Annotated in this window: 29 protein-coding genes and 1 tRNA gene; 21 read left to right on the forward strand and 9 right to left on the reverse strand. The window is 69.1% G+C overall.

Annotated elements, in window-relative coordinates; translation table 11 throughout:
• Nucleotides 1–3 precede the first annotated feature (3 nt).
• The 12 genes from gnd to VGX25_RS03905 all read left to right on the forward strand — a co-directional run bounded on the left by gnd (nucleotide 4) and on the right by VGX25_RS03905 (nucleotide 11,150).
• On the forward strand, nucleotides 4–915 hold the full coding sequence (gene gnd / locus VGX25_RS03850) for a phosphogluconate dehydrogenase (NAD(+)-dependent, decarboxylating) (RefSeq protein WP_326916173.1): 912 nt from the start codon (nucleotides 4–6) through the stop codon (nucleotides 913–915).
• Between the two features lie 2 nt (nucleotides 916–917).
• Nucleotides 918–2,069, forward strand: coding sequence for a DNA replication/repair protein RecF (gene recF / locus VGX25_RS03855; RefSeq protein ID WP_326916174.1), 1,152 nt, complete (start codon nucleotides 918–920; stop codon nucleotides 2,067–2,069).
• Between the two features lie 232 nt (nucleotides 2,070–2,301).
• Entirely contained in the window at nucleotides 2,302–2,853 is a 552-nt protein-coding gene (locus tag VGX25_RS03860; RefSeq protein ID WP_326916233.1) for a DUF721 domain-containing protein, read from the forward strand.
• 214 nt (nucleotides 2,854–3,067) lie between these two features.
• The gene (gene gyrB / locus VGX25_RS03865; protein WP_326916175.1) at nucleotides 3,068–5,038 is read left to right on the forward strand and encodes a DNA topoisomerase (ATP-hydrolyzing) subunit B; all 1,971 of its coding nucleotides are present in this window, start codon (nucleotides 3,068–3,070) and stop codon (nucleotides 5,036–5,038) included.
• Between the two features lie 45 nt (nucleotides 5,039–5,083).
• Nucleotides 5,084–7,594 (forward strand): DNA gyrase subunit A, encoded by a 2,511-nt coding sequence (gyrA, locus tag VGX25_RS03870; protein WP_326916176.1) that lies wholly within the window; start codon nucleotides 5,084–5,086, stop codon nucleotides 7,592–7,594.
• 171 nt (nucleotides 7,595–7,765) lie between these two features.
• The gene (locus VGX25_RS03875; protein ID WP_414635711.1) at nucleotides 7,766–8,554 is read left to right on the forward strand and encodes a DUF3566 domain-containing protein; all 789 of its coding nucleotides are present in this window, start codon (nucleotides 7,766–7,768) and stop codon (nucleotides 8,552–8,554) included.
• A 52-nt stretch (nucleotides 8,555–8,606) separates the two neighbouring features.
• Nucleotides 8,607–8,680: transfer RNA gene (locus VGX25_RS03880), tRNA-Ile, on the forward strand.
• 218 nt (nucleotides 8,681–8,898) lie between these two features.
• Nucleotides 8,899–9,102 carry a hypothetical protein gene (locus tag VGX25_RS03885; RefSeq protein WP_326916178.1) on the forward strand — a complete coding sequence of 68 codons (204 nt, stop codon included), beginning with the start codon at nucleotides 8,899–8,901 and terminating at the stop codon, nucleotides 9,100–9,102.
• Entirely contained in the window at nucleotides 9,099–9,335 is a 237-nt protein-coding gene (locus VGX25_RS03890; RefSeq protein ID WP_326916179.1) for a hypothetical protein, read from the forward strand. Before VGX25_RS03885 ends, VGX25_RS03890 begins: the two co-directional genes overlap by 4 nt.
• Nucleotides 9,332–9,625, forward strand: a complete 294-nt coding sequence (locus VGX25_RS03895) for a hypothetical protein (protein ID WP_326916180.1) — start codon at nucleotides 9,332–9,334, stop codon at nucleotides 9,623–9,625. The genes VGX25_RS03890 and VGX25_RS03895 overlap by 4 nt, the downstream gene beginning before the upstream one ends.
• The gene (locus tag VGX25_RS03900; protein ID WP_326916181.1) at nucleotides 9,622–10,026 is read left to right on the forward strand and encodes a hypothetical protein; all 405 of its coding nucleotides are present in this window, start codon (nucleotides 9,622–9,624) and stop codon (nucleotides 10,024–10,026) included. The genes VGX25_RS03895 and VGX25_RS03900 overlap by 4 nt, the downstream gene beginning before the upstream one ends.
• Nucleotides 10,023–11,150, forward strand: a complete 1,128-nt coding sequence (locus VGX25_RS03905; RefSeq protein ID WP_326916182.1) for a hypothetical protein — start codon at nucleotides 10,023–10,025, stop codon at nucleotides 11,148–11,150. The genes VGX25_RS03900 and VGX25_RS03905 overlap by 4 nt, the downstream gene beginning before the upstream one ends.
• 2 nt (nucleotides 11,151–11,152) lie before the next feature.
• On the opposite strand, the gene VGX25_RS03910 is transcribed toward VGX25_RS03905, so the two are convergent.
• Together VGX25_RS03910 and VGX25_RS03915 are read right to left on the reverse strand one after the other, a co-directional pair.
• Nucleotides 11,153–11,407: a hypothetical protein gene (locus tag VGX25_RS03910; RefSeq protein WP_326916183.1), complete on the reverse strand. Its 255-nt coding sequence runs from the start codon at nucleotides 11,405–11,407 to the stop codon at nucleotides 11,153–11,155.
• A gap of 6 nt (nucleotides 11,408–11,413) precedes the next feature.
• Entirely contained in the window at nucleotides 11,414–11,749 is a 336-nt protein-coding gene (locus VGX25_RS03915) for a DUF6247 family protein (protein WP_326916184.1), read from the reverse strand.
• Nucleotides 11,750–11,877: 128 nt separating this feature from the next.
• On the opposite strand from VGX25_RS03915, the gene VGX25_RS03920 reads away from it, so the two are divergent.
• Together VGX25_RS03920 and VGX25_RS03925 are read left to right on the forward strand one after the other, a co-directional pair.
• Nucleotides 11,878–12,321, forward strand: a complete 444-nt coding sequence (locus VGX25_RS03920) for a DUF732 domain-containing protein (protein WP_326916185.1) — start codon at nucleotides 11,878–11,880, stop codon at nucleotides 12,319–12,321.
• A 160-nt stretch (nucleotides 12,322–12,481) separates the two neighbouring features.
• Nucleotides 12,482–13,726 (forward strand): helix-turn-helix domain-containing protein, encoded by a 1,245-nt coding sequence (locus VGX25_RS03925; RefSeq protein ID WP_326916186.1) that lies wholly within the window; start codon nucleotides 12,482–12,484, stop codon nucleotides 13,724–13,726.
• Between the two features lie 220 nt (nucleotides 13,727–13,946).
• On the opposite strand, the gene VGX25_RS03930 is transcribed toward VGX25_RS03925, so the two are convergent.
• The gene (locus VGX25_RS03930) at nucleotides 13,947–14,204 is read right to left on the reverse strand and encodes a GntR family transcriptional regulator (protein ID WP_326916187.1); all 258 of its coding nucleotides are present in this window, start codon (nucleotides 14,202–14,204) and stop codon (nucleotides 13,947–13,949) included.
• Nucleotides 14,205–14,310: 106 nt separating this feature from the next.
• Here VGX25_RS03930 and VGX25_RS03935 point away from each other — a divergent pair, with 106 nt between their 5' ends.
• The 7 genes from VGX25_RS03935 (at nucleotide 14,311) to VGX25_RS03965 (ending at nucleotide 16,823) form a co-directional block, all read left to right on the forward strand.
• Nucleotides 14,311–14,562, forward strand: a complete 252-nt coding sequence (locus VGX25_RS03935) for a hypothetical protein (RefSeq protein WP_326916188.1) — start codon at nucleotides 14,311–14,313, stop codon at nucleotides 14,560–14,562.
• A complete protein-coding gene (locus tag VGX25_RS03940; RefSeq protein ID WP_326916189.1) occupies nucleotides 14,559–14,702 on the forward strand; it encodes a hypothetical protein in 144 nt (47 codons plus the stop codon). The genes VGX25_RS03935 and VGX25_RS03940 overlap by 4 nt, the downstream gene beginning before the upstream one ends.
• Nucleotides 14,699–14,908, forward strand: a complete 210-nt coding sequence (locus tag VGX25_RS03945) for a hypothetical protein (protein ID WP_326916190.1) — start codon at nucleotides 14,699–14,701, stop codon at nucleotides 14,906–14,908. The genes VGX25_RS03940 and VGX25_RS03945 overlap by 4 nt, the downstream gene beginning before the upstream one ends.
• Before the next feature lie 253 nt (nucleotides 14,909–15,161).
• Complete coding sequence (locus VGX25_RS03950) at nucleotides 15,162–15,509, forward strand: hypothetical protein (RefSeq protein WP_326916191.1); 348 nt, start codon at nucleotides 15,162–15,164, stop codon at nucleotides 15,507–15,509.
• A gap of 36 nt (nucleotides 15,510–15,545) precedes the next feature.
• Nucleotides 15,546–15,737, forward strand: coding sequence for a DUF397 domain-containing protein (locus tag VGX25_RS03955; protein WP_326916192.1), 192 nt, complete (start codon nucleotides 15,546–15,548; stop codon nucleotides 15,735–15,737).
• A gap of 646 nt (nucleotides 15,738–16,383) precedes the next feature.
• Nucleotides 16,384–16,659, forward strand: coding sequence for a hypothetical protein (locus tag VGX25_RS03960; protein ID WP_326916193.1), 276 nt, complete (start codon nucleotides 16,384–16,386; stop codon nucleotides 16,657–16,659).
• Nucleotides 16,656–16,823, forward strand: coding sequence for a hypothetical protein (locus tag VGX25_RS03965; protein ID WP_326916194.1), 168 nt, complete (start codon nucleotides 16,656–16,658; stop codon nucleotides 16,821–16,823). Before VGX25_RS03960 ends, VGX25_RS03965 begins: the two co-directional genes overlap by 4 nt.
• A gap of 68 nt (nucleotides 16,824–16,891) precedes the next feature.
• On the opposite strand, the gene VGX25_RS03970 is transcribed toward VGX25_RS03965, so the two are convergent.
• Genes VGX25_RS03970 through VGX25_RS03995 form a run of 6 tightly spaced genes read right to left on the reverse strand, consistent with a single transcriptional unit; the run spans nucleotide 16,892 to nucleotide 19,876 of the window.
• The gene (locus tag VGX25_RS03970) at nucleotides 16,892–17,155 is read right to left on the reverse strand and encodes a holin (protein WP_326916195.1); all 264 of its coding nucleotides are present in this window, start codon (nucleotides 17,153–17,155) and stop codon (nucleotides 16,892–16,894) included.
• A 19-nt stretch (nucleotides 17,156–17,174) separates the two neighbouring features.
• A complete protein-coding gene (locus VGX25_RS03975) occupies nucleotides 17,175–18,077 on the reverse strand; it encodes a hypothetical protein (protein ID WP_326916196.1) in 903 nt (300 codons plus the stop codon).
• A 5-nt stretch (nucleotides 18,078–18,082) separates the two neighbouring features.
• Entirely contained in the window at nucleotides 18,083–18,709 is a 627-nt protein-coding gene (locus tag VGX25_RS03980) for a hypothetical protein (RefSeq protein ID WP_326916197.1), read from the reverse strand.
• The gene (locus VGX25_RS03985; RefSeq protein ID WP_326916198.1) at nucleotides 18,706–18,960 is read right to left on the reverse strand and encodes a hypothetical protein; all 255 of its coding nucleotides are present in this window, start codon (nucleotides 18,958–18,960) and stop codon (nucleotides 18,706–18,708) included. The genes VGX25_RS03980 and VGX25_RS03985 overlap by 4 nt, the downstream gene beginning before the upstream one ends.
• Before the next feature lie 17 nt (nucleotides 18,961–18,977).
• Entirely contained in the window at nucleotides 18,978–19,520 is a 543-nt protein-coding gene (locus tag VGX25_RS03990) for a hypothetical protein (RefSeq protein WP_326916199.1), read from the reverse strand.
• Nucleotides 19,517–19,876 (reverse strand): hypothetical protein, encoded by a 360-nt coding sequence (locus tag VGX25_RS03995; protein WP_326916200.1) that lies wholly within the window; start codon nucleotides 19,874–19,876, stop codon nucleotides 19,517–19,519. Before VGX25_RS03995 ends, VGX25_RS03990 begins: the two co-directional genes overlap by 4 nt.
• Nucleotides 19,877–19,894: the final 18 nt, after the last annotated feature.

Raw genomic sequence — 19,894 nt, forward strand, 5'->3', positions numbered from 1 at the left:
ACCGTGCAGCTCGGACTCGTCGGCCTCGGCCGGATGGGCTTCAACATGCGGGAGCGGTTGCGCAAGGCCGGCCACGAGGTGGTCGGCTACGACCGCAACCCGGACGTCAGCGACAGCGCTTCGCTGGCCGATCTGGTCGACAAGCTCAAGGCCCCGCGAGTGGTCTGGGTGATGGTGCCGGCCGGCGACCCGACCCAGCAGACCATCGCCGAGCTCGCCGAGCTGCTGACCGCCGGCGATCTTGTCATCGACGGCGGCAACTCCCGCTACACCGATGACAAGATCAATTCTGCGCTCCTCGATGAGCACGGGATCGGCTATCTGGACTGCGGGGTGTCCGGCGGCATCTGGGGATTGGAGGTCGGCTACGCCCTGATGGTCGGCGGGGACGCCGAGCACGTCGAGCGGGCCATGCCGATCTTTGACGCGCTGCGCCCGGAAGGCCCTCGGGAGGAGGGTTTCGCGCACGCCGGCGCGGTGGGCGCCGGGCACTTCGCCAAGATGGTGCACAACGGCATCGAGTACGGGCTGATGCAGGCCTACGCCGAGGGTTTCGAGCTGCTCGACGCGGCGAAGATCGTCGAGGACGTGCCGGCCACGATCAAGGCGTGGCAGCGCGGCACCGTCGTCCGGTCGTGGCTGCTCGACCTGCTCGTCCGCGCGCTGGAGTCCGACCCCGAGCTGGATGATCTGCGTGGCTACGTCGAGGACTCGGGCGAGGGGCGGTGGACCGTCGAGGAGGCGATCAACCTCGCGGTGCCGGCGCCGGTGATCTCGGCCGCGCTGTTCGCCCGGTTCGCCTCGCGGCAGGAGGACTCGCCGGCGATGCGCGCGGTGGCCGCGCTGCGCGCCCAGTTCGGCGGGCACGCGGTGCACAAGGCCGGTCCGACGTCGGGCGCGGGCGAAGTGAAGTAGGTGTGTACGTAAGACACCTCCAGGTCACCGACTTCCGGTCGTGGGCGCACGCCGACCTGGAGCTCGAGCCGGGACCGTCTGTCCTCATCGGACAGAATGGTCAGGGCAAGACCAACCTGGTTGAGGCGATCGGCTATGTCGCCACCCTCGGCTCGCACCGGGTGGCCACCGACGCGCCGCTGATCCGGCACGGCTGCACGCGCGCGATCGTGCGCACGGCCGTGGTCAACGCCGGCCGGGAGCTCACCGTCGAGCTGGAGATCACCGCCGGCAAGGCGAACCGGGCGCGGGTGAACCGCGGCCCGGTGCCCCGCCCGCGCGACGTGCTTGGCATCGTGCGCACGGTGCTGTTCGCGCCGGAGGACCTGGCCCTTGTCCGCGGCGACCCCGCCGAGCGGCGCCGGTTCCTCGACGATCTGCTGGTGTTGCGCGCCCCCCGGTACGCCGCCGTGCGGGCCGACTACGACCGGGTGCTACGCCAGCGCAACGCGCTGCTCAAGACCTCCGGCGCGGCCCGGCGGGCGGGGTCGAAGGGGGACATCTCCACGCTGGACGTCTGGGACGGGCACCTGGCCAGCCACGGGGCCGAGCTGCTTGCCGCCCGGCTGGACCTGGTCGCCGACCTCGCCCCGCACGTCGCCGCGTGCTACGCGGGGATCGCCCCGGAGTCCAAGCCGGCGGAGATCGGCTACCGGTCGTCGATCGCGCAGAGCATCCCGCCGGAGTACGGGACGTCAACCGCCGCAAGGGCCGACGTCGACGTGCTCACCGACGCGCTGCTGGCCGCGCTGGTGGCCGGCCGGGACGCCGAGCTGGAGCGCGGGATCAGCCTGGTCGGGCCGCACCGCGACGAGCTCGAGCTGGTGCTCGACGGTGTGCCGGCCAAGGGCTACGCCAGCCACGGCGAGTCCTGGTCGTTCGCGCTGGCGTTGCGGCTGGGGTCCTACGAGCTGCTTCGGGCCGAGGCCGGCGAGCCGGTGCTGGTGCTCGACGACGTGTTCGCCGAGCTGGACACCCGCCGCCGGCGGCGACTCGCCGAGGTGGCGTCCGGGGCCGAACAGGTCATCGTCACGGCCGCGGTGGAGGAGGATGTGCCGGACGAGCTGAGCACCGTTCGCTACATCGTGTCCGACGGGGAGGTGCGGCGTGCCTGAACAGTTCTATCCCCACCCCCTCCGCCCAGCGGGCGGCAGGGGCGGAGGCCCGTCCCCAACCGCCCACTTCTTCTTCGTCCCCAGAGTTACGGTAAGTGATCGTGAAGATCCCACATCTGGGGACAACCCTGTGGATAGTGTGGATAACGCTGTCACCTTGCGTCCGATTGGTCCGGCTACCTCGGCCGTTTCCGGTGATCTGAACACCCGGCCGGATGTTGATCAAACCGAGATCGACGACGATGCGACGGAGCGTGACCGTCCACAGCCGCGCGGGTCGGACATCGCCCGGGCCGCGCTGCGGGCCGCCCAGGAGGCGGCCAAGACGGCCCCTACCGCGAAGCCCGGCGCCACCCGGCGGCGTGCGGTCTCCGGCATGTCCGGCGGCTCGCGCCGGCGTCGTCGCTGGTCGGCGGCCGGACCCGATGAGCGTGATCCGCAGCCCCTCGGCCGGCTCGCCGCCCGGCTGGCCGCCGACCGGGGCTGGAGCGCGCGCCTTGCCGGGGGCAACGTGTTCGGCCGGTGGGCCGGGATCGTCGGCGACGACGTGGCCGAGCACGCCACGCCGGTGTCGCTGCAGGACGGCGTGCTGACCGTGCGGGCGGCGTCCACCGCGTGGGCCACCCAGCTACGGTTGCTGCAGCGGCAGCTGCTGGCCAAGATCGCCGCCGGGGTGGGCCCGGGGGTGGTCACCAAGCTGAAGGTCCAGGGGCCGGCGGCGCCGAGCTGGCGGCACGGCCCCAGGCATGTCTCAGGGCGTGGGCCGCGTGACACATACGGCTGAAAATCCCGCGACGAATGGTGCTCGTGAGGGTCCCGACTCAACCCTGCTCACGTCCGTGCGTCTGAGACCACGCTAGGGGTGTCCTTGGCCCCGTTCTGGGGGACCGCACCAGTACTATGTAGAGGGGGAGTCGTGAGGGTTCTTCAGACCCCCGTCTGCGACCGCCGCTGCACCGTCAGCAGCACTGTCCTGAGCACGAGGAGACACCAGGCCCGTGGCAGCCAAGAAGAACGACTACACCGCGCAGTCAATCACCGTGCTCGAGGGTCTGGAGGCAGTACGCAAGCGTCCCGGCATGTACATCGGCTCCACCGGTGAGCGCGGGCTGCACCACCTGGTCTGGGAGGTCGTCGACAACGCCGTCGACGAGGCCATGGCCGGGCACGCCACCACGGTGGAGGTCACCCTGCTGGCCGACGGCGGGGTGCGGGTGGTCGACGACGGCCGCGGCATCCCGGTCGACCTGCACCCGGTGGAGCAGCGGCCGGCGGTCGAGGTCGTGATGACCACGCTGCACGCGGGCGGCAAGTTCGACGGCGAGTCCTACGCCGTCTCCGGCGGTCTGCACGGCGTCGGCGTCTCGGTGGTCAACGCGCTGTCCAGCGCGCTCGAGGTGGAGATCCACCGCGAGGGCCACGTGTGGACCCAGCGCTACGAGAACTCGCAGCCGGTGCATCCGCTGCGCAAGGGCCCGGCGACCAACCGGACCGGCACGTCGGTCACCTACTGGGCCGACCCGACCATCTTCGAGACCACCGAATACAACGCCGAGACCGTCGCGCGCCGGCTGCAGGAGATGGCGTTCCTGAACAAGGGGCTGACCATCGTGCTGCGCGACGAGCGGGTGTCCGACGAGGAGACCGAGGCCGATGCCAGCGGGCAGGCGGCAAGGGTCAAGGAGCGCGTCTACCACTACCCGGGCGGCCTCGAGGACTTCGTCAAGCACATCAACCACACCCGCGAGCCCATCCACAAGAAGGTGATCTCCTTCGAGGCCAAGGGGGACGGGCTCGAGGTCGAGGTGGCGATGCAGTGGAACACCGGCTACAGCGAGTCGGTGTACACCTTCGCCAACACGATCAACACCGCCGAGGGGGGCACCCACGAGGAGGGCTTCCGGGCCGCGCTGACCCGCGTGGTCAACGTGTACGCGCGGGACAAGAAGCTGCTCAAGGAGAAGGACGCCAACCTCACCGGCGACGACGTGCGCGAGGGCCTCGCCGCGATCGTGTCGGTGAAGCTGGCCGAGCCGCAGTTCGAGGGGCAGACCAAGCAGAAGCTGGGCAACACCGAGGCGAAGACGTTCGTCCAGACCACCTGCAACGAGTGGCTGGCCGACTGGTTCGAGCGCAACCCGACCGACGCAAGGGCGATCGTGTCCAAGTCGGTGTCCTCGGCGCAGGCCCGGATCGCCGCCCGCAAGGCCAAGGAGCTGGTGCGGCGCAAGGGCGCGCTGGACATCGGCGGGCTGCCCGGAAAGCTCAAGGACTGCCGTTCGACCAACCCCGAGGAGTGCGAGCTCTACATCGTCGAGGGTGACTCGGCCGGCGGCTCGGCCAAGGAGGGCCGGGAGTCGCTGTTCCAGGCGATCCTGCCGATCCGCGGCAAGATCATCAATGTGGAGAAGGCCCGGATCGACCGGGTGCTCAAGAACACCGAGGTGCAGAGCCTGATCACCGCGCTTGGCACCGGGATCCACGACGAGTTCGACCTGACCAAGCTGCGGTACCACAAGATCGTGCTGATGGCCGACGCCGACGTCGACGGCCAGCACATCCGCACCCTGCTGCTCACCCTGCTGTTCCGGTTCATGCGCCCACTGGTCGAGCACGGTCACGTGTACCTCGCGCAGCCGCCGCTGTACAAGATCAAGTGGCAGCGCGCCGAGCCCGAGTACGCCTACTCCGACCGCGAGCGCGACGGGCTCCTCCAGCAGGGCCTTGCCGCCGGCAAGAAGATCAACAAGGACGACGGCATCCAGCGGTACAAGGGTCTGGGCGAGATGAACGCCGAGGAGCTGTGGGAGACCACCATGGACCCGGCCAACCGGCTGCTGCTGCAGGTGACCCTGGACGACGCGGCCACCGCGGACGAGCTGTTCAGCGTGCTCATGGGCGAGGACGTCGAAGCCCGCCGCTCGTTCATCACCCGTAATGCCAAGGACGTCCGGTTCCTGGACGTCTGATCTGATGACCCCAGCGAGCTGGGTTACGGAAGGAACCTCCACGCCGTGACGGAAACAACCGTGCCGCCCGAGGGCGATCGCGTCGAACCGGTCGACATCCAGCAGGAGATGCAGCGCTCCTACATCGACTACGCGATGAGCGTGATCGTCGCCCGCGCCCTGCCGGACGTTCGCGACGGGCTCAAGCCCGTGCACCGCCGCGTGCTGTACTCCATGCACGACACCGGTCTTCGGCCCGACCGCAGCCACGTCAAGTGCTCGCGGATCGTCGGCGACGTGATGGGCAACTACCACCCGCACGGCGACTCGGCGATCTACGACGCGCTGGTGCGGCTGGCCCAGCCGTGGTCCATGCGCTACCCGCTGATCGACGGGCAGGGCAACTTCGGCTCGCCGGGCAACGACCCGCAGGCGGCCATGCGGTACACCGAGGCCCGCATGGCGCCCCTCGCGCTGGCGATGCTGCAGGACATCGACGAGGAGACCGTCGACTTCACCGACAACTACGACGGCAAGACCCAGGAGCCAACGGTCCTGCCGTCGCGCATCCCCAACCTGCTGGTCAACGGCAGCGGCGGGATCGCGGTGGGGATGGCGACCAACATCCCGTCGCACAACCTGCGCGAGGTCGCCTCGGGTGTGGTCTGGGCGCTGGAGAACTGGGACGCCTCCGACGAGGAGACGTTGGCCGCGCTGATGAAGCGGATCAAGGGGCCGGACTTCCCGACCCACGCCCTGATCCTCGGCACGCAGGGCATCGAGGACGCCTACCGCACCGGCCGCGGCTCGATCCGGATGCGCGCCGTGGTCGAGGCCGAGGAGGACGGCAAGGGGCGCACGATTCTCGTCGTCACCGAGCTGCCCTACCAGGTCAACCCGGACAACCTGATCGAGAACATCGCCCAGCTCGTCCGGGACGGGAAGATCGCCGGCATCGCCAACGTCGACGACCATTCCAACAAGCGCAACGGAATGCGCATCGTGATCACGCTCAAGCGGGACGCGGTCGCCAAGGTCGTGCTCAACAATCTGTACAAGCACACCCAGCTGCAGCACAACTTCGGCGTGAACATGCTGGCCCTTGTCGACGGTGTGCCGCGGACGCTGCGGCTGGACCAGATGATCCGGCACTACGTCCGCCACCAGGTCGAGGTCATCGTCCGGCGCACCCGGTACCGGCTGCGCAAGGCCGAGGAGCGGGCCCACATCCTGCGCGGCCTGGTCAAGGCGCTCGACGCGCTGGACGAGGTCATCGCGCTGATCCGGCGCTCGGCCACGGTCGACGTGGCGCGCACCGGCCTGATCGAGCTGCTCGACGTCGACGAGATCCAGGCCAACGCCATCCTGGAGATGCAGCTGCGCCGGCTGGCCGCCCTGGAGCGACAGAAGATCATCGACGAGCTGGCCGAGATCGAGCGGGTCATCGCCGACCTGCAGGACATCCTGGCCAACCCGGAGCGGCAGCGCACGATCGTCCGCGACGAGCTGATGGCCATCGTCGACAAGCACGGCGACGAGCGGCGCACCCGGATCATCCCCTACGACGGCGAGGTGTCCGTCGAGGACCTGATCGCCGTCGAGGACGTCGTCGTCACGATCACCCGCACGGGGTATGCCAAGCGCACCAAGACCGACCTGTACCGGGCGCAGAAGCGCGGCGGCAAGGGCGTGCAGGGCGCGGGGCTCAAGCAGGACGACATCGTGGCGCACTTCTTCGTGTGCTCCACGCACGACTGGATCCTGTTCTTCACCAACAAGGGGCGGGTGTACCGGGCCAAGGCCTACGAGCTGCCCGAGGCCAACCGCAACGCCCGCGGCCAGCACGTGGCGAACCTGCTGGCGTTCCAGCCCGACGAGCACATCGCCCAGGTCATTCAGATCAAGGACTACGAGGCCGCGCCGTACCTGGTGCTGGCCACCAAGAGCGGGCTGGTGAAGAAGAGCAGGCTGTCCGACTTCGACAGCAACCGAACCGGTGGCCTCATCGGTATCAACCTGCGTGAGGACGACGAGCTGGTCGGCGCCGTGCTGTGCTCGGCCGATGACGACCTGTTGCTCGTGTCCGCCGGTGGGCAGTCGATCCGGTTCCACGCCACCGACGACGCGCTGCGGCCGATGGGCCGGGCCACGTCGGGCGTGTTGGGGATGCGGTTCAACGCCGGCGACGAGCTGCTCACCCTCGGCGTGGTGCGCGAGGGCACGTTTGTCCTGGTCGCGACGGATGGCGGCTATGCGAAGCGGACTCCGATGGAGGACTACTCCGTGCAAGGTCGGGGTGGCAAGGGCGTGCTCACCATCCAACATGACTCCAGGCGTGGCAGGCTGGTGGGAGCACTCATCGTCGACATCGACGACGAGCTGTTCGCCATCACCTCGACGGGCGGGGTCATCCGGACCACGGCCAAGGAGGTACGCAAGGCCGGCAGGCAGACGAAGGGAGTGCGGTTGATGAACCTGGGTGCCGGCGCCACCCTCGTGGCAATCGCGCGGAGTGCGGAAGAACCTTCTGACGCCAACGGCAACGGAAACGGCGGGGCCGCGGAGCCCCCGCAGTAAGCGCGACATGGGTAGGGGACGCTCGTGACACCATCCGAGAAGCCGAGTCGCACCGACAGCGGCGTGGACCCGCAGGCCGAACGGACCACGATCCTGGCCACCGATGACGACGCCAAGGCGGAGCAGCCCGCGTCGGATCCGGACACGAGCGGATCCAACGGCCGGTCCGAGGTGACGCGGTCCGGTCCCGACCTGGAGGACGAGCTCGAGCTCGGTCACGCCACCGTGCCGCCACCGTGGCAGCGGGTGAACAACGACGCCGTGTACCTGCACCAGCCGGGTCCGGCTCCGGCCGCGTCCGGCGTGGGTGGATCCGTCGAGGAGCCGACGGTCGAGACGTCCGCCGAGTACCGCTCCAGCGAAGTGCTGCCCCGCCCGCCGCTCGCCAGCGTTCCGGTCCCCCCGACCGCGGCCGAGCGACCCGTCGTCACCGGCACCGCCGCGGCCCGGCTCTACGGCGACGCCGCGCCACACGCCGGCGGCTACTCGGCCGGCCCACCCAGGACCACCGTCCACCTCGAGAACGCCAGCGCCACCACCGGCACCATGCGGCCGGCGACCGCCGCCACCCCCAGCGCGCTGCGCCGCCCCGGCCGCGGCCCCCGCCGGGCGAACCTCCAGATCAAGCGGTTCGACCCCTGGTCTGTGCTCAAGCTGTCCCTGGTGCTCGGCGTCGCCCTGTTCTTCGTCTGGCTCGTCGCCGTCGGCGCCCTCTACGCGGTGCTCGACGGCATGGGCGTCTGGGACAAGGTCAACGGCATCTCCACCGACCTCCTCCAGGGCAACGAGACCAACTCCGAACCCCTCATCAGCGCCGGCCGCGTGTTCGGCATCGCCGCCATCGTCGGCGCCATCAACATCGTCCTGTTCTCCGCCCTCGCCACCGTCGGCGCCTTCGTGTACAACGTCTCCGCCGACCTCGCCGGCGGCCTCGAAGTCACCCTCGCCGAACGCGAGTAGTCCTGGTTTGGGCCCACGCGACCCCGTCGGGTACCCTCATCCGCGCACCCCGGGGCCTATAGCTCAGACGGTTAGAGCGCTTCGCTGATAACGAAGAGGTCGGAGGTTCAAGTCCTCCTAGGCCCACCTAGTCCTACTCCCTTTTCCTCTCTGACCTGGGCATATCGGTACGCCCCGCCGTTGGTCTGCGTTGGTCTCCCATGGTCTGACGGGGCCTCACGAGCAAGATCGTCTCCCAGATTTCTCCCAAGCCGAGTCCTCTATGGACGGATAAGCACCGAGGTAGAACCGGTCATCAGCACGTCTGACCGGGCACCCTTCTCCTCGCGCCGGGCAGGTGCGCGATGACGCACCGGGAACAGCGCCCATCCCGCCGGCGGCGGATGCCGTGGTGGGGCCACGCCCTCGTCGGCACGTTGATGGTCAGCGGCCCGATCGCCGCCGTCTGGTCGGGCATTCCGATCCTCGGGCTGGTCAGCGTGCTGGTCGGCTGGGTCGCGCTTGACCTGATCGAGAAGACCCTGCAGCACCGGGCGGGTTCCCGGTGAGCGCCCGCATCCACCTGACCCCGCCTGATCGCGCCACGTCACGCCGCCGTCTGGACGAGGACCACGGGCCGCCGGTGATCAAGCTCGGCCGGGCCGCCGTCCTGCTGCTCAGCGCGGCCGCCTTCGTCGCCATGTTCCTCGGCTACCTCATGGGCTCGATCCCGCGACCGCAGCACATCCCCACCGACCCCGGCACACCCACCACCGTCACCACCATCGGAGGACCACGATGAATATCCACGAGGCGCTGCGGCGCATGGATCAGCGCGCCAACACCGACGAGACGATCACGATCAACCGGGGGCTGTGCGTCCTCCTCGAGCAGCAGTTCGTCGAGCAGCGAGACGACGCGGCCAGGATGCACGCACGCGGCGGCAGCTTCGAGTTCTGTCTTGGCCAGCACTCCGCGTTTCGGCTCGCCCTGCACTCGCTGTACAACCTCACGGCCGGCGAGTACGGGCAGCAGCTCGATGACCAGCCTCCTCTCGAGCGATCTGCCCGGGACGGCGGTGAACCGCGATGAGCAGCAGACCTCGCCGCACCAAGTACGGCTACCCGTCGGAGCCGCAGTACGCCACCAGCAACGGATGGGTGGTGGCGCGCAAGCGGCCCCACCAGCACGCCTACGAGGTGCTCTACCGCGGCCAGTTGGTCGGGTGGGTCAGCCGGTCGGTCGACGGGTGGCGCTGGCACCTGACGTGGTCGCCCAGCTCGACCGGCCGGGCGGCGCGGTTCGGCTGCACCCGGGTGAGCACGGGCGCCTACGCCGGCTGGCAGGCGGCGGTGAGTCGCATCGCCCGCACCGACGTCGGCCGGAAGATCGCCGGCGCCGACACACCCACCCGCGACACCTGGACGCCATCGTTCCGCGTCCGCGGCGAGCCGTGGGTGCCGCGTCCGGCCAAGGAGGTTACCGAGCGATGAGCCCCACGACGACGCCCGCCAGCCGCAACGGACACGTCCCCGGCCACCGCCTCGACCCCGGCGACCATCAGGCCGCATTGGCCGGATGCCGCACCCTGGCCGACAAGGTCCGCTACGCCTGCGAGCACAACCCCGGCGCGACCACCGAGATGATCCGGGAGTGGCTTGACGGCCACGGGGTGCCGACCAGGAACGCCCAACGCCCGTACGTGTCGACCACGGTGAACGCCTGGCGCGCCGAAACCGGCCAGGCCAGCGCCGCACCTGCTGCTCCCAATCTCGTGCAAACTGCGCCAAAACTTGGAGATTCGTCCGCACCGTCCAGCCCACCGGCGGCCGAGCCGGACACGTCCACCGAACACCACCAACGCGTTGCCGACGTGTCCACCGAACACCACGAACGGGTTCGTCCGGCGTCTGGTGACGTCCGTTCGACGCCGGACGGCGCGTTCGGGTTCTACCTGGTCGCCCTGCTGAGCCTGGCCGTGTCGGTCGACACGAGCTGGAGGTTCTTCGGCGCCGAGCTGGGCATCACGAACCTGCCGGAGCGGGTCGTGATGTTCACCGTACTGGAGGCCGGATTCATCGCCTGCGGGTACGGAATGCGCGCCGGCGTGCGGCGCACCGGCCGCCCGGGCCCGGCCCGGTTCTGGGTGTGGGCGCTGTGCGGGTTGGCCGGCTACATGGCGCTGGTGCTATCCGGCCCGGTCGCCGGCATCGCCCGCGTGGCGCTCGGCCCGGGCCTGGGGTTGGTGATGCTGCACCTGGCGCTGGGCATCGAGATCCGCGCTCGCGCACACCGGGCCGGCACCTGGGCGCGGGTCGGCCGCGAGCTGCGCGAGCGGCTGCTATCGCGGCTGGGGTTGGCCGACGACGAGCGCGACGCGCTGGCCCGCACCCGCGACCGGGCCGCCCGCCGGGTGGCCCAGCTGTCGCTCGGCCGGTTCGTGCCGTGGCGGGCCAGCCGCCTGGCCCGCGCCGTGCGCGCGTCGAACGTCGCCCACGATGCCGGCGCCCGGGCGCGGATGCTCGCCGAGCTCGCCGCGGTCCGGCACGCCGGCGAGCTGGCCACCCTCAACCAGCCCTCACCCTGGACGGAAGGACGGACGCAGGTCCGACCTTGAAGTCAGGCCAGCCACAGCACCACGAGCAGGTCGACCCGGCACTGATCTTCCAAGATCAAGTACACGATCTTGCCCTCGCCGCTCGGCCCGAACGTCAGCGTCCGCATCGAGCTGTCCGGCTGGCGCCGGTGATACGGCAACCCGTTCCACGGGACCAGCTCCAGCACCGCGCGGGCCTCGGCGAACGGCGCGAGCGCGTCAGCCGGAAGGGCGTCGATCTGGGCCTGAGACTGCTCGTCGGTGGTGACTTCGTACACGCGCGGCTACAAGCCCAGCCGGGCCTTAGTCCGCGGCAACGGCTCGTCGGCTGGGATATCGTCCCCTGTCAGCCGGGCGGCTGCTCGGCGGTACATCGCTCGGTGACCCTCCGGGCCGGCCGCGACCGTCAGTTGCGCGACCAGCCGCCAGGACTCCAGCGTCTCCAGCACCTCGGTGAGGTCCAGTGTCTCAGCAGCTCGGGCGAGCGCCGCGCGCCAGTCACGCTCGAACTCGGCGGCCTCCTCTGGAATGAGGGCGGCGCGCACCTGGGCCGGGGACGCGTCAGCGAACGGCGGCCCGCTCCGGCCGCGCCGGGGTTCGGGAGTCGCTGCAGCAGTCACAGGAACACCATAAGGCACTCTGCTGCCAACTGCGTACCGGCGTCATCACCCCGACCACAACCGCTCGGCAGATGACACAACCCCGACATCGCGAACGATGAGTAGCCCGACCGAAGGAGTTGCGCACCATGTTGCCCGATCCCCAATACCCACCCGTTCCCAGATTCGACGCCCCCCAACCCGAACCGGTCGAGCCCTCGCGCACGATCCCCGCGTGGCTGTGGATAGCGGGCACCGTCGTCGCCTTCGCTGCTGTTGTCGCAGTCCTCGTGCTGGCGAGCATGCCCAGCGCGCCGCCGCCGTTCCAAGCTCCGCCCGGATCCCTAGCCACCACCGAGGCTGAGCAGGGTCTGCTCGACATGCATGAGGCGTTCGGCACACTCCAGCCCGGCAACCAGCGGCAGCAGCAGGCCATCATCGCCGCCGCTCACACCCTCTGCGCCCAGCTCGACCGCGGCGTCATGACACCGGCGTTGTGGACTGCGGTCGGCACAGCCGAAGGCCTTGAACACTCGGCGACCTACACGTTCTTCGCCATCGACGCGCTGTGTCCCCAGCACGCTGAAAAATGAGTGTCGACATGAGACGGCCGATTCCGCATCAGACTCAGCGGACACCGTACGTCTAGTAGGACGTACTCTGGACCTTGCGCTTCTTCGCCGAGGCGAAGGCCCCCGGTTTGGCCACCGGGGGCCCGGCGAAGAGGAAGACTCGGCGAAGAAGGTGGTAGAGGTGTCCCCACGCACGGCCAGGCCCGCACCTGATTATGGTGAGATTGGCAGACGCATTCGCACGATCCGTCGTCGCCGTGGACTCAGCCTTGATACTGCGGCCGGGCTAGCTGGAATCAGCAAGCCCTACCTGTCTCAGATCGAAACCGGTGCGCGCCGGGTCAGCAGGCGCGGCCTGCTCGAGGACATCGCCTCCGCGCTCGGCTGCTCGGTCGTCGACCTCACCGGCGAACCGTACGTCCCAGTCGACGGGCCTTCGGCCACCGCGCTCGCGACGATCCCCCCGATCCAGCTCGCGCTGCTGGACTGCGACCTCGACGACGTGCCTGACCAACGGCCGCGCCCGCTCGCCGATCTCGAGCTCGCGGTTCGCGACGCCAACAGACACCGCGACCACACGCGCTACGAGCTCGCCGGCCGCGAGCTTGGCCAGCTGCTCGTCGAGCTGCAGATCACCGCGGCCACGGGCGATGAATCCGAGCGGCGCCGCGCACTCACCGCGCTCGTCGAGGCCGGGATCGTCGCCTACGAGATGACCAAGAACCTCGGTCACCCGCAGCTGGCCGTCGAAGCGGCACGCCGCGGCCTCGATGCCGCCCGGCGACTCGGCGATCCAACCCTCCTCGGATTCGCCCGCTGGTACTACGCACTGGCACTGATGCGCCTCGGCTCCCGCCGCCGCGCCGCCGGCACCCTTTCCAGCGCGGTCGACGACCTGGCCAGCGTCGCCGATCCGACCGCGAACCAGACGCTCAGCGCCGAGGTCTATGGACTGCTCCACATCACCTCGGCGCTCGAGGCCGCCCGGTCCGGGCGTGCTGACGACGCGTGGGCCCATGTCGCCGAGGCGCGCAGCATCGCCGACCGGACCGGCGAGCGGAACAGCTTGCTGATGCACTTCGGACCAACGAACGTAACCGCCTGGTCGCTCGCAGTCGGCGTCGAGCTCGGCGAGGGCGCGGCCGCCATCGAGCGCGCACACCGCACACCCGTTGACCTGACCGTCTTCGATAGCGCCAACCGGGTCGCCGCCTGGCACTTCGACCATGCGCGCGCCTACGCCCAAGAAGATGGTCGCTGCGATCTTGAGGCGATCCGCTACCTCGACACTGCCGAGCGCACCGCGCCGCAACGACTGCACCATGATCCGATTGCCCGGGAGCTTCTGCTCGAACTGGATGGTCGCCTCAGGACCCGAGTGTGGGAATTGGGCAGCCTTCGTCACCGCTTTGGAGTATCCGCTTAGGCCAGGTCATAGGCGGGGTTAGCAGTTAGCAAACTGGCTGCACAGCATTAAGGCTTACCGTCACCTTCTCGTGCAGGAGGTGACAGATGTTTGACCTATTCTGGCCCGTGCTCGGCCTGGTCTTGTTGGCCGTCAGCATCGTCGGTCTGGTGGTGACGGCGGATCGGGCGGGACGGCGCACCGGGAGCCGGCCGTGACCGCAACCGGCTGGCCGTGCCTGCTACTGCTGCGCGGAGACGAATGTGCCGCGGCCGTGCAGCACGGTGATCAGGTCCTGCTCGACCAGGGCGGCGATCGCACGGCGGATGGTGGTGCGGGCGACGCCATAGATCTCGGCGAGGTCTTGTTCGGCGGGCAGTCTGCTGCCGGCGGGCAGCTCGCCGGCGGTGATCTCGGCGGTGATGTCGTCGGCGATCTGTTGCCAGACGAACTGCGGGCCGTCGCGGTCGATGCGGTCAGCGCGATTGCCCCATCCCATGCCCGGCACAGTAGACGTAGTCTGACCTGCGTAAACGATACGATACGTCTGATGACGTCTACAGACGTATAGCGCCGATTCTAGTGTTGTGAGGAGAAGATCCGACGTGAGTGCACCCGGATGGCGAACAGCACACGTCGTGCAGGTCCGCAGCCGCACCGGCAGCATCGTGCCGATCAGGGTCGGATTAATCGAGGCCGGCACCGGCAGCATCCTCCCGGCGGCACTCAAGATCGGCAACGGCGATGAAGTGTTCCTACCCGATGAGATCGCCACCCAGTTGATCGTCAACATCCGCGAAACTGTGGCCGAGCGATTGAAGATCACCGGTGAGCACATCGGGGGCGAGACGTCGTGATCGAGATGGACCCGGCGTGGCGGGTGATCGCGGTGCTCGGCGCGGTGCTGTTCATCCCGGTGTTATGTGCGGCTGGGCGTGTCGTTCAGCGGGTTCAGGCGTGGCGCGGCTCGCGGCTGCACAGGCGGTGGCGGCCATGACGTGCAGCTTGGCGAAGAATCTGTTCGCGGCGTGGCGCGATGGTGCGGTGATCCTGGCGGGCACGGGGGTGGCCCGGCCGGTGTATCTGCGTGAGCGGGTGGCGCTGGACTGCCGGGAACCGCGGTGTCACACCACGGTGTTCGGCGACACGGCTACCGAGGCCGCCGGCCGGCTGGCCAACCACCGCATGCGGTGCCACCAATGACCGGTCGAGTCGAGCTCCCCCCGGCTCGATCTGTGGCGGGCCGAGCCGAGTCCTCCTCTGGTTCGGCCTTCGCGCCGGTGGGTGCCCAACAGGCGGCTGCGGCATCCATCGGCGCCCAGATCTCGGCGGACACAGCGGGGGGCGGCAATCCCGAGCCGCTGTGTCCGCCGGGCAGCTACCGGCGCCCACCGGTTGTGTGCCCGCATATCGACACCATCAACCACGTCACGGTGCAGGGCCTGGAGGTGGTGATGTGGACGACGTGCGACGACTGCGAAGAGATCACCTGGTCGTCCCGCCGGGCGAAGTATGTGAGGCCGCGGCGATGAACGGTGATCAACTCAGTGAGGCCGAGCGGGAAGCTGCGGTGTTGGCATTGCTCGTCCTGCGTGTCATTACTGCGGCCGAGGACAGGTTGGCCGGTCGGTTCAGCGATGCGAAGCGCGGCGAGCTTTCGGACCTGCTCGAGGGGATAGCTGGAGAGCTGCGGCAACCCGGCCAACCGGGAGAGAGCCCGGTGCAGCCGCACGCCGAGCCGCTGCGCCCGGCCGGCACGTCGTCGCGCCTGGTGCGCGGGGACTTCTCGGCCAGCGGGCCGTGAAGGGAATCAAAATATCGCTGTGAGGAGGGTGACGCAATGATTACCAATTGGCGCAGGTCAACACGTTGTAGTTGCGGCGAGATTGACGCCTGTGTGGAGGTGGGATCGTCCGGGGGGGTCGTCGGATACCGAGACACTAAACACGCCGCATTGCCGGAGACCGAGCGGCCGGTCCTGCTGGTTCCGGCGACCGCGGCACGCGCGCTCCTGAAAATGATCACCGCGTGAGAGCGCGGACCTCAGGCGTGTCATGGACACCCACGGTCGTCGAGCCTCTGCTGTGAGGGAGGTGATTCATTGGTCCATTCATAGGAGCGCGATTTCGCTAGTCATCTGAGCCCTCAACTCGAGGGTCCTTTGGTGAAGTGCACACAATGGGGACTATCCCTCCCCCCGGAAATCAGATGGCTAGCATCCGGACAGCCCTCGGACTCCCACTCCGAGGGCTGTTCTCCAGCGACAGCTCGGTCGATCAACCCAATAGTTTGGAGAAAGGTTTGGATGGGTGACGACTGTCCGCACGAGAAGGTCACCAATGTGAATCGGCGGGATGACGACGGGTTCTATGAGTTCGGCCAGAAGTGTACCGATTGCGGAACCATGGTTGAGGACTGGCACCGATAGGAGCGTGATGGGCTAGCCCACGCAGACATGCGATTGGCAGGAGGATGACGGGTTTGTTCGCGTGGTGGCGTAGGTGGCGGCGGCTGCGCGAGTTCAAGCAGCTGGTGAGCCGATCCGACCTGGGCACGCCGGAAGCACGGCGGCATCAGAGAATTGGTCGCCGGCTTATGGCCAGGCAGCGACGGCGCCTCAGGCGGCAGCTGTCCCGCCCCTTGATGAACAAACGAGCGGGAGGAATGACATGAGTGGCATGAGTGATCAACCGGTCGAGCGCAAGCTACGACACCTGCGGGCCAAGCTCGACCGATTTCAGGCCATGGCCGCCGCCGTAGAGCGGGTGCTGGTCGCCGAGCGGGACGACCATCGGGGGCTATACGACCGGACCGGTGACGCCTACCACCGCGGCCGACACGACGCCTGTCGGCTGGCCGTGTCGCAGTTGCACCACCTCACGAACGGGGAATTTGGCGTACCGCTGGACGACCAGCCCGAACTAGCCAAGGTCGACGCGAAGGTGTCGACGTGACCCGCAGCGTATCTGGCAAGGCAGACGAGAAACCGACTCCGGAGGAGATCCGGGCGCAGCAGGCCGAGCAGGTCGCGCGCAGCGAGCAGACTGCGGACCGGATTGCCAGCTTGATCGCTGGAGCGTTCGTCGTCATGTTCACCGTCCTCCCCCGCGCGTCTTAGGGTGGGCGGGTCGATCAGTGGTCGGTCAACTGACGTCGCCGGGGGCCCGAGCGTGGGATCGGGTTCGGTCAGGTGGGTCCTCCTCTCACTGTCCGGTTGTGCCGGGCGGTGCCGAGCATGAGCAGTGATGCTGTCCCGGTGGGATGGACCAGCTCGCTGCACAGCGAGGTGAGCACGGACAGCACCATGGCCATCCCGGCCGTGGACAGGGCGGCTGTCCAGTCGGTGTCGAGTAGGCCGGTGCCGGCGGCGATGAGCACGGTGGCCAGCACCTGCGCGCTGGTCTTGAGGGCCCGCTCGGCGGTGTCTTTCCAGAACACGGCGGTGAACATCCCCGGTTGTCCCTTCAGGTCACGCCGCCGGGCGCAGCCGCTCGGCGAGTGCGTCGAGGAACGCCTTGGCCTCGCTGGTGTCGTCCTGCTCGAGCGCGGCCCGGATCCGCTGGACCTCGGGCAGGATCGTCTCGACGACGGCCGTGGTGGTGGCCTCGCGCACGGCGGTGTCGAGCCGGGCGGCGAGCACGTCGGGATCCAGGTCGCCCTCAGCGACCGCAGCGGCCAACTGGTTGAGCAGCACGTTGTTGCGCCGACTCCAGATCGCGGCGTCCAACCAGTAGTCGGCGAGGCGTCCGCCGCCGGCCGCGGCCAGCCGCTCGCCGGCGAACTTGACCTCAGCGTCGACGAGTTCTCCGCCCATGTCATCCTCCTGGGAGTAGTGGATTGCCTTGTCGATGCGGAACCCGCCCGGATCCCAGTGCTCATCGGGTGCCGGTGCGTGCTGGTGGCCCATGTGCCCGGAGAAGGTTCGTAGTTGGGCGTCGGACAGGCGAATGGGCGACGTGGCCCGGGCGAGCACGATGCCCTCGTCGGCGTGGTAGAACCGCAGATGCACATCCGGCACTTCGAGCAGGTCACGCAGCGGCCGGATCAGGTCCTCGCCGATGTTGCGGTACCACTCGTCCGGCCAGGCGTGTGTCTCGGCGGCGCGGCCGACTACCTCAATCTGGATGACGTACTCGTCGTCGGACTCCGCGCCGCGCAGCGAGTAGGAGTGCCGGTCCAACCGGACGTACTGGCGCACATCCCGGATCCGCGGGTCATAGCCCAGGTGCGGTGGGTAGTTGCGGTAGGCCGCTTCGGCGCCGGCCAGGCTGGTGCCTTCGGTGGTGTGCCAGCAGATCTTGGGGTTGTGCATGTCGTCGTACGGGCCGCCGTCGGGGCCAAGATCAACAAATCGGGCGCCGGGTAGCAACATCGGGGTCAGCCCTCCTCCGTGCGTACGCAGCCGACGCCCGGCTGCGGCAGCCCACCGTCGGCCGGGATCAGCAGCACCTCGCGCTGCTCGTAGCCGTCGGGACAGGCCGGGCCGGGCGGCCCGGGTGGACCGGTGGCGCCGGCCGGGCCTGGTTCACCGGCGGGACCAGCTGGCCCTGGTTCGCCCTGCGGCCCGGGCGGCCCGGCCTCCCCTGGTGGGCCTGCCGGACCCGCCGGCCCATCGGTGCCCGGTGCGCCCGGCGGGCCCCGCTCGCCGGGGTCACCCTTCGGCCCGATCGGCCCAGGAGGACCTGGTGCACCGCGTGGCCCAGCCGGCCCCGAAGCACCCGCCTGGCCGGGCTCGCCCGGCGGCCCTGGGATCGCGGTCTGCACCTCGGCCGCTTTCTGGCAGGCCGCGCCGAGTTCCAGCGCTGTGGAGCCGCCCTTGGCGCAGGCCTCGGCCACCTGGTCGGCCAGGCTCTTGGCGTCCCGCTGCGCCACCGTCTTCTCGTCGGTGGCCCGGTCCGCCCGGAACTGGGCGCCGATCAGGTCGACGGCGACGTAGACGATCAAGGCCACGACCACGATCTCGCCGACGCGGCGCACCAGTGTGCGGCGCTGCTGATCGGTCACGCGGTGCCTCCCCGACGCAGGTCTCGGTTCTCGGCTTCCAGCTCGCGGCGCAGCCTGCGCTCATCGGCCAGATCGGCTTTCAGTTCGGCCAGCTCGGCGTCGTGCGCCGCGGTGATCCGCTTCAACTCGGCGGTGTGCCGTTCCTCTGTGGACGCTTCGCGACGCAGCAGCAGGAGCAGCACGAATCCGACGCCACCCATGACGCCGAGCGAGGGGAGCGACTGCAGAGCCGCTGTGAGCACCGCATCCACTCACACCTCGCTGTGTGTCAGAGGGGGATGACCATGAGCCGCCGGTCGATGAAGTTCCCGGTGGACGCGTCGACCCGGTATTTCGCGGTGAACGTGTTTGTTCCGGCGGTGAGCGTGTCGAAGAAATGGAATTGGCACTGCGATTCGGCCAGGGCGGTGCCGCCGATGGTGTTCACCAGGGCGATCGTGTCGGACGCGGCGATGGTGCTGGCGCCGGAGACGTCGATGGACATAAGCACCGAGTTGGTGGCGGTGCTGTTCCAGCAGCGGGCTTTCCACCACACCATCGCACGGGTGCCGGTCGCCACGGACGCTTGCGGGCCGGGTGTCCCGCCGAGGTCGGTGTAGCTGGTCGATGTGGTGGTTTGATTTGCCGCGGTGAGCGCGGTGATGGGTTCCCGTTCGGCAATGGCGTTCGCCCCGGTGCTTACGAATATGCGGCCGGCGGTGGTGGCTTTCGCCGGGGCGGTTTCGTTGAAATTGTCCCGGACGTGAATATTCCATTGGGACGCGGTCAGGGTCGAGTTGGCGACCGCGGTCATGGGAGCGGTCCAGGTCATCGCTCGTCTCCCCACGAGATCACGCCGTGCTCGACGTTCTCCTCGAGCAGGTCGATCACGGTCTGGCCGTCCGGCGTGCCGGTGGTGACCGACTGGCGGTGCCCGGCCGGCGCCCAGTTGCGGGTGACCGGAACCGGGCGCAGCGCGAGCACGGCGGTGATCGCCTCGGCGTCGATGGGCCAGTCCACCGGCGTGACCAGCTGGCAGCCGCCCAGCCCGCCGCAGTGGAACAACTCCTGCCGGGGCTGAAACTGCAGCAGCATGGCGTTGCCGCAGTGCGGCCGCGGGCAGTCGGCGAGCCACCGCCCGTGGTTGACGTAGGCCCGGGCGGCCGCGGTCACCACCGTCGTCGCCACATGATCACCTTCCCCCCG

Origin of the sequence: Actinophytocola sp., from assembly GCF_035942955.1 — a bacterium.
Classification (GTDB): domain Bacteria; phylum Actinomycetota; class Actinomycetes; order Mycobacteriales; family Pseudonocardiaceae; genus DASYTH01.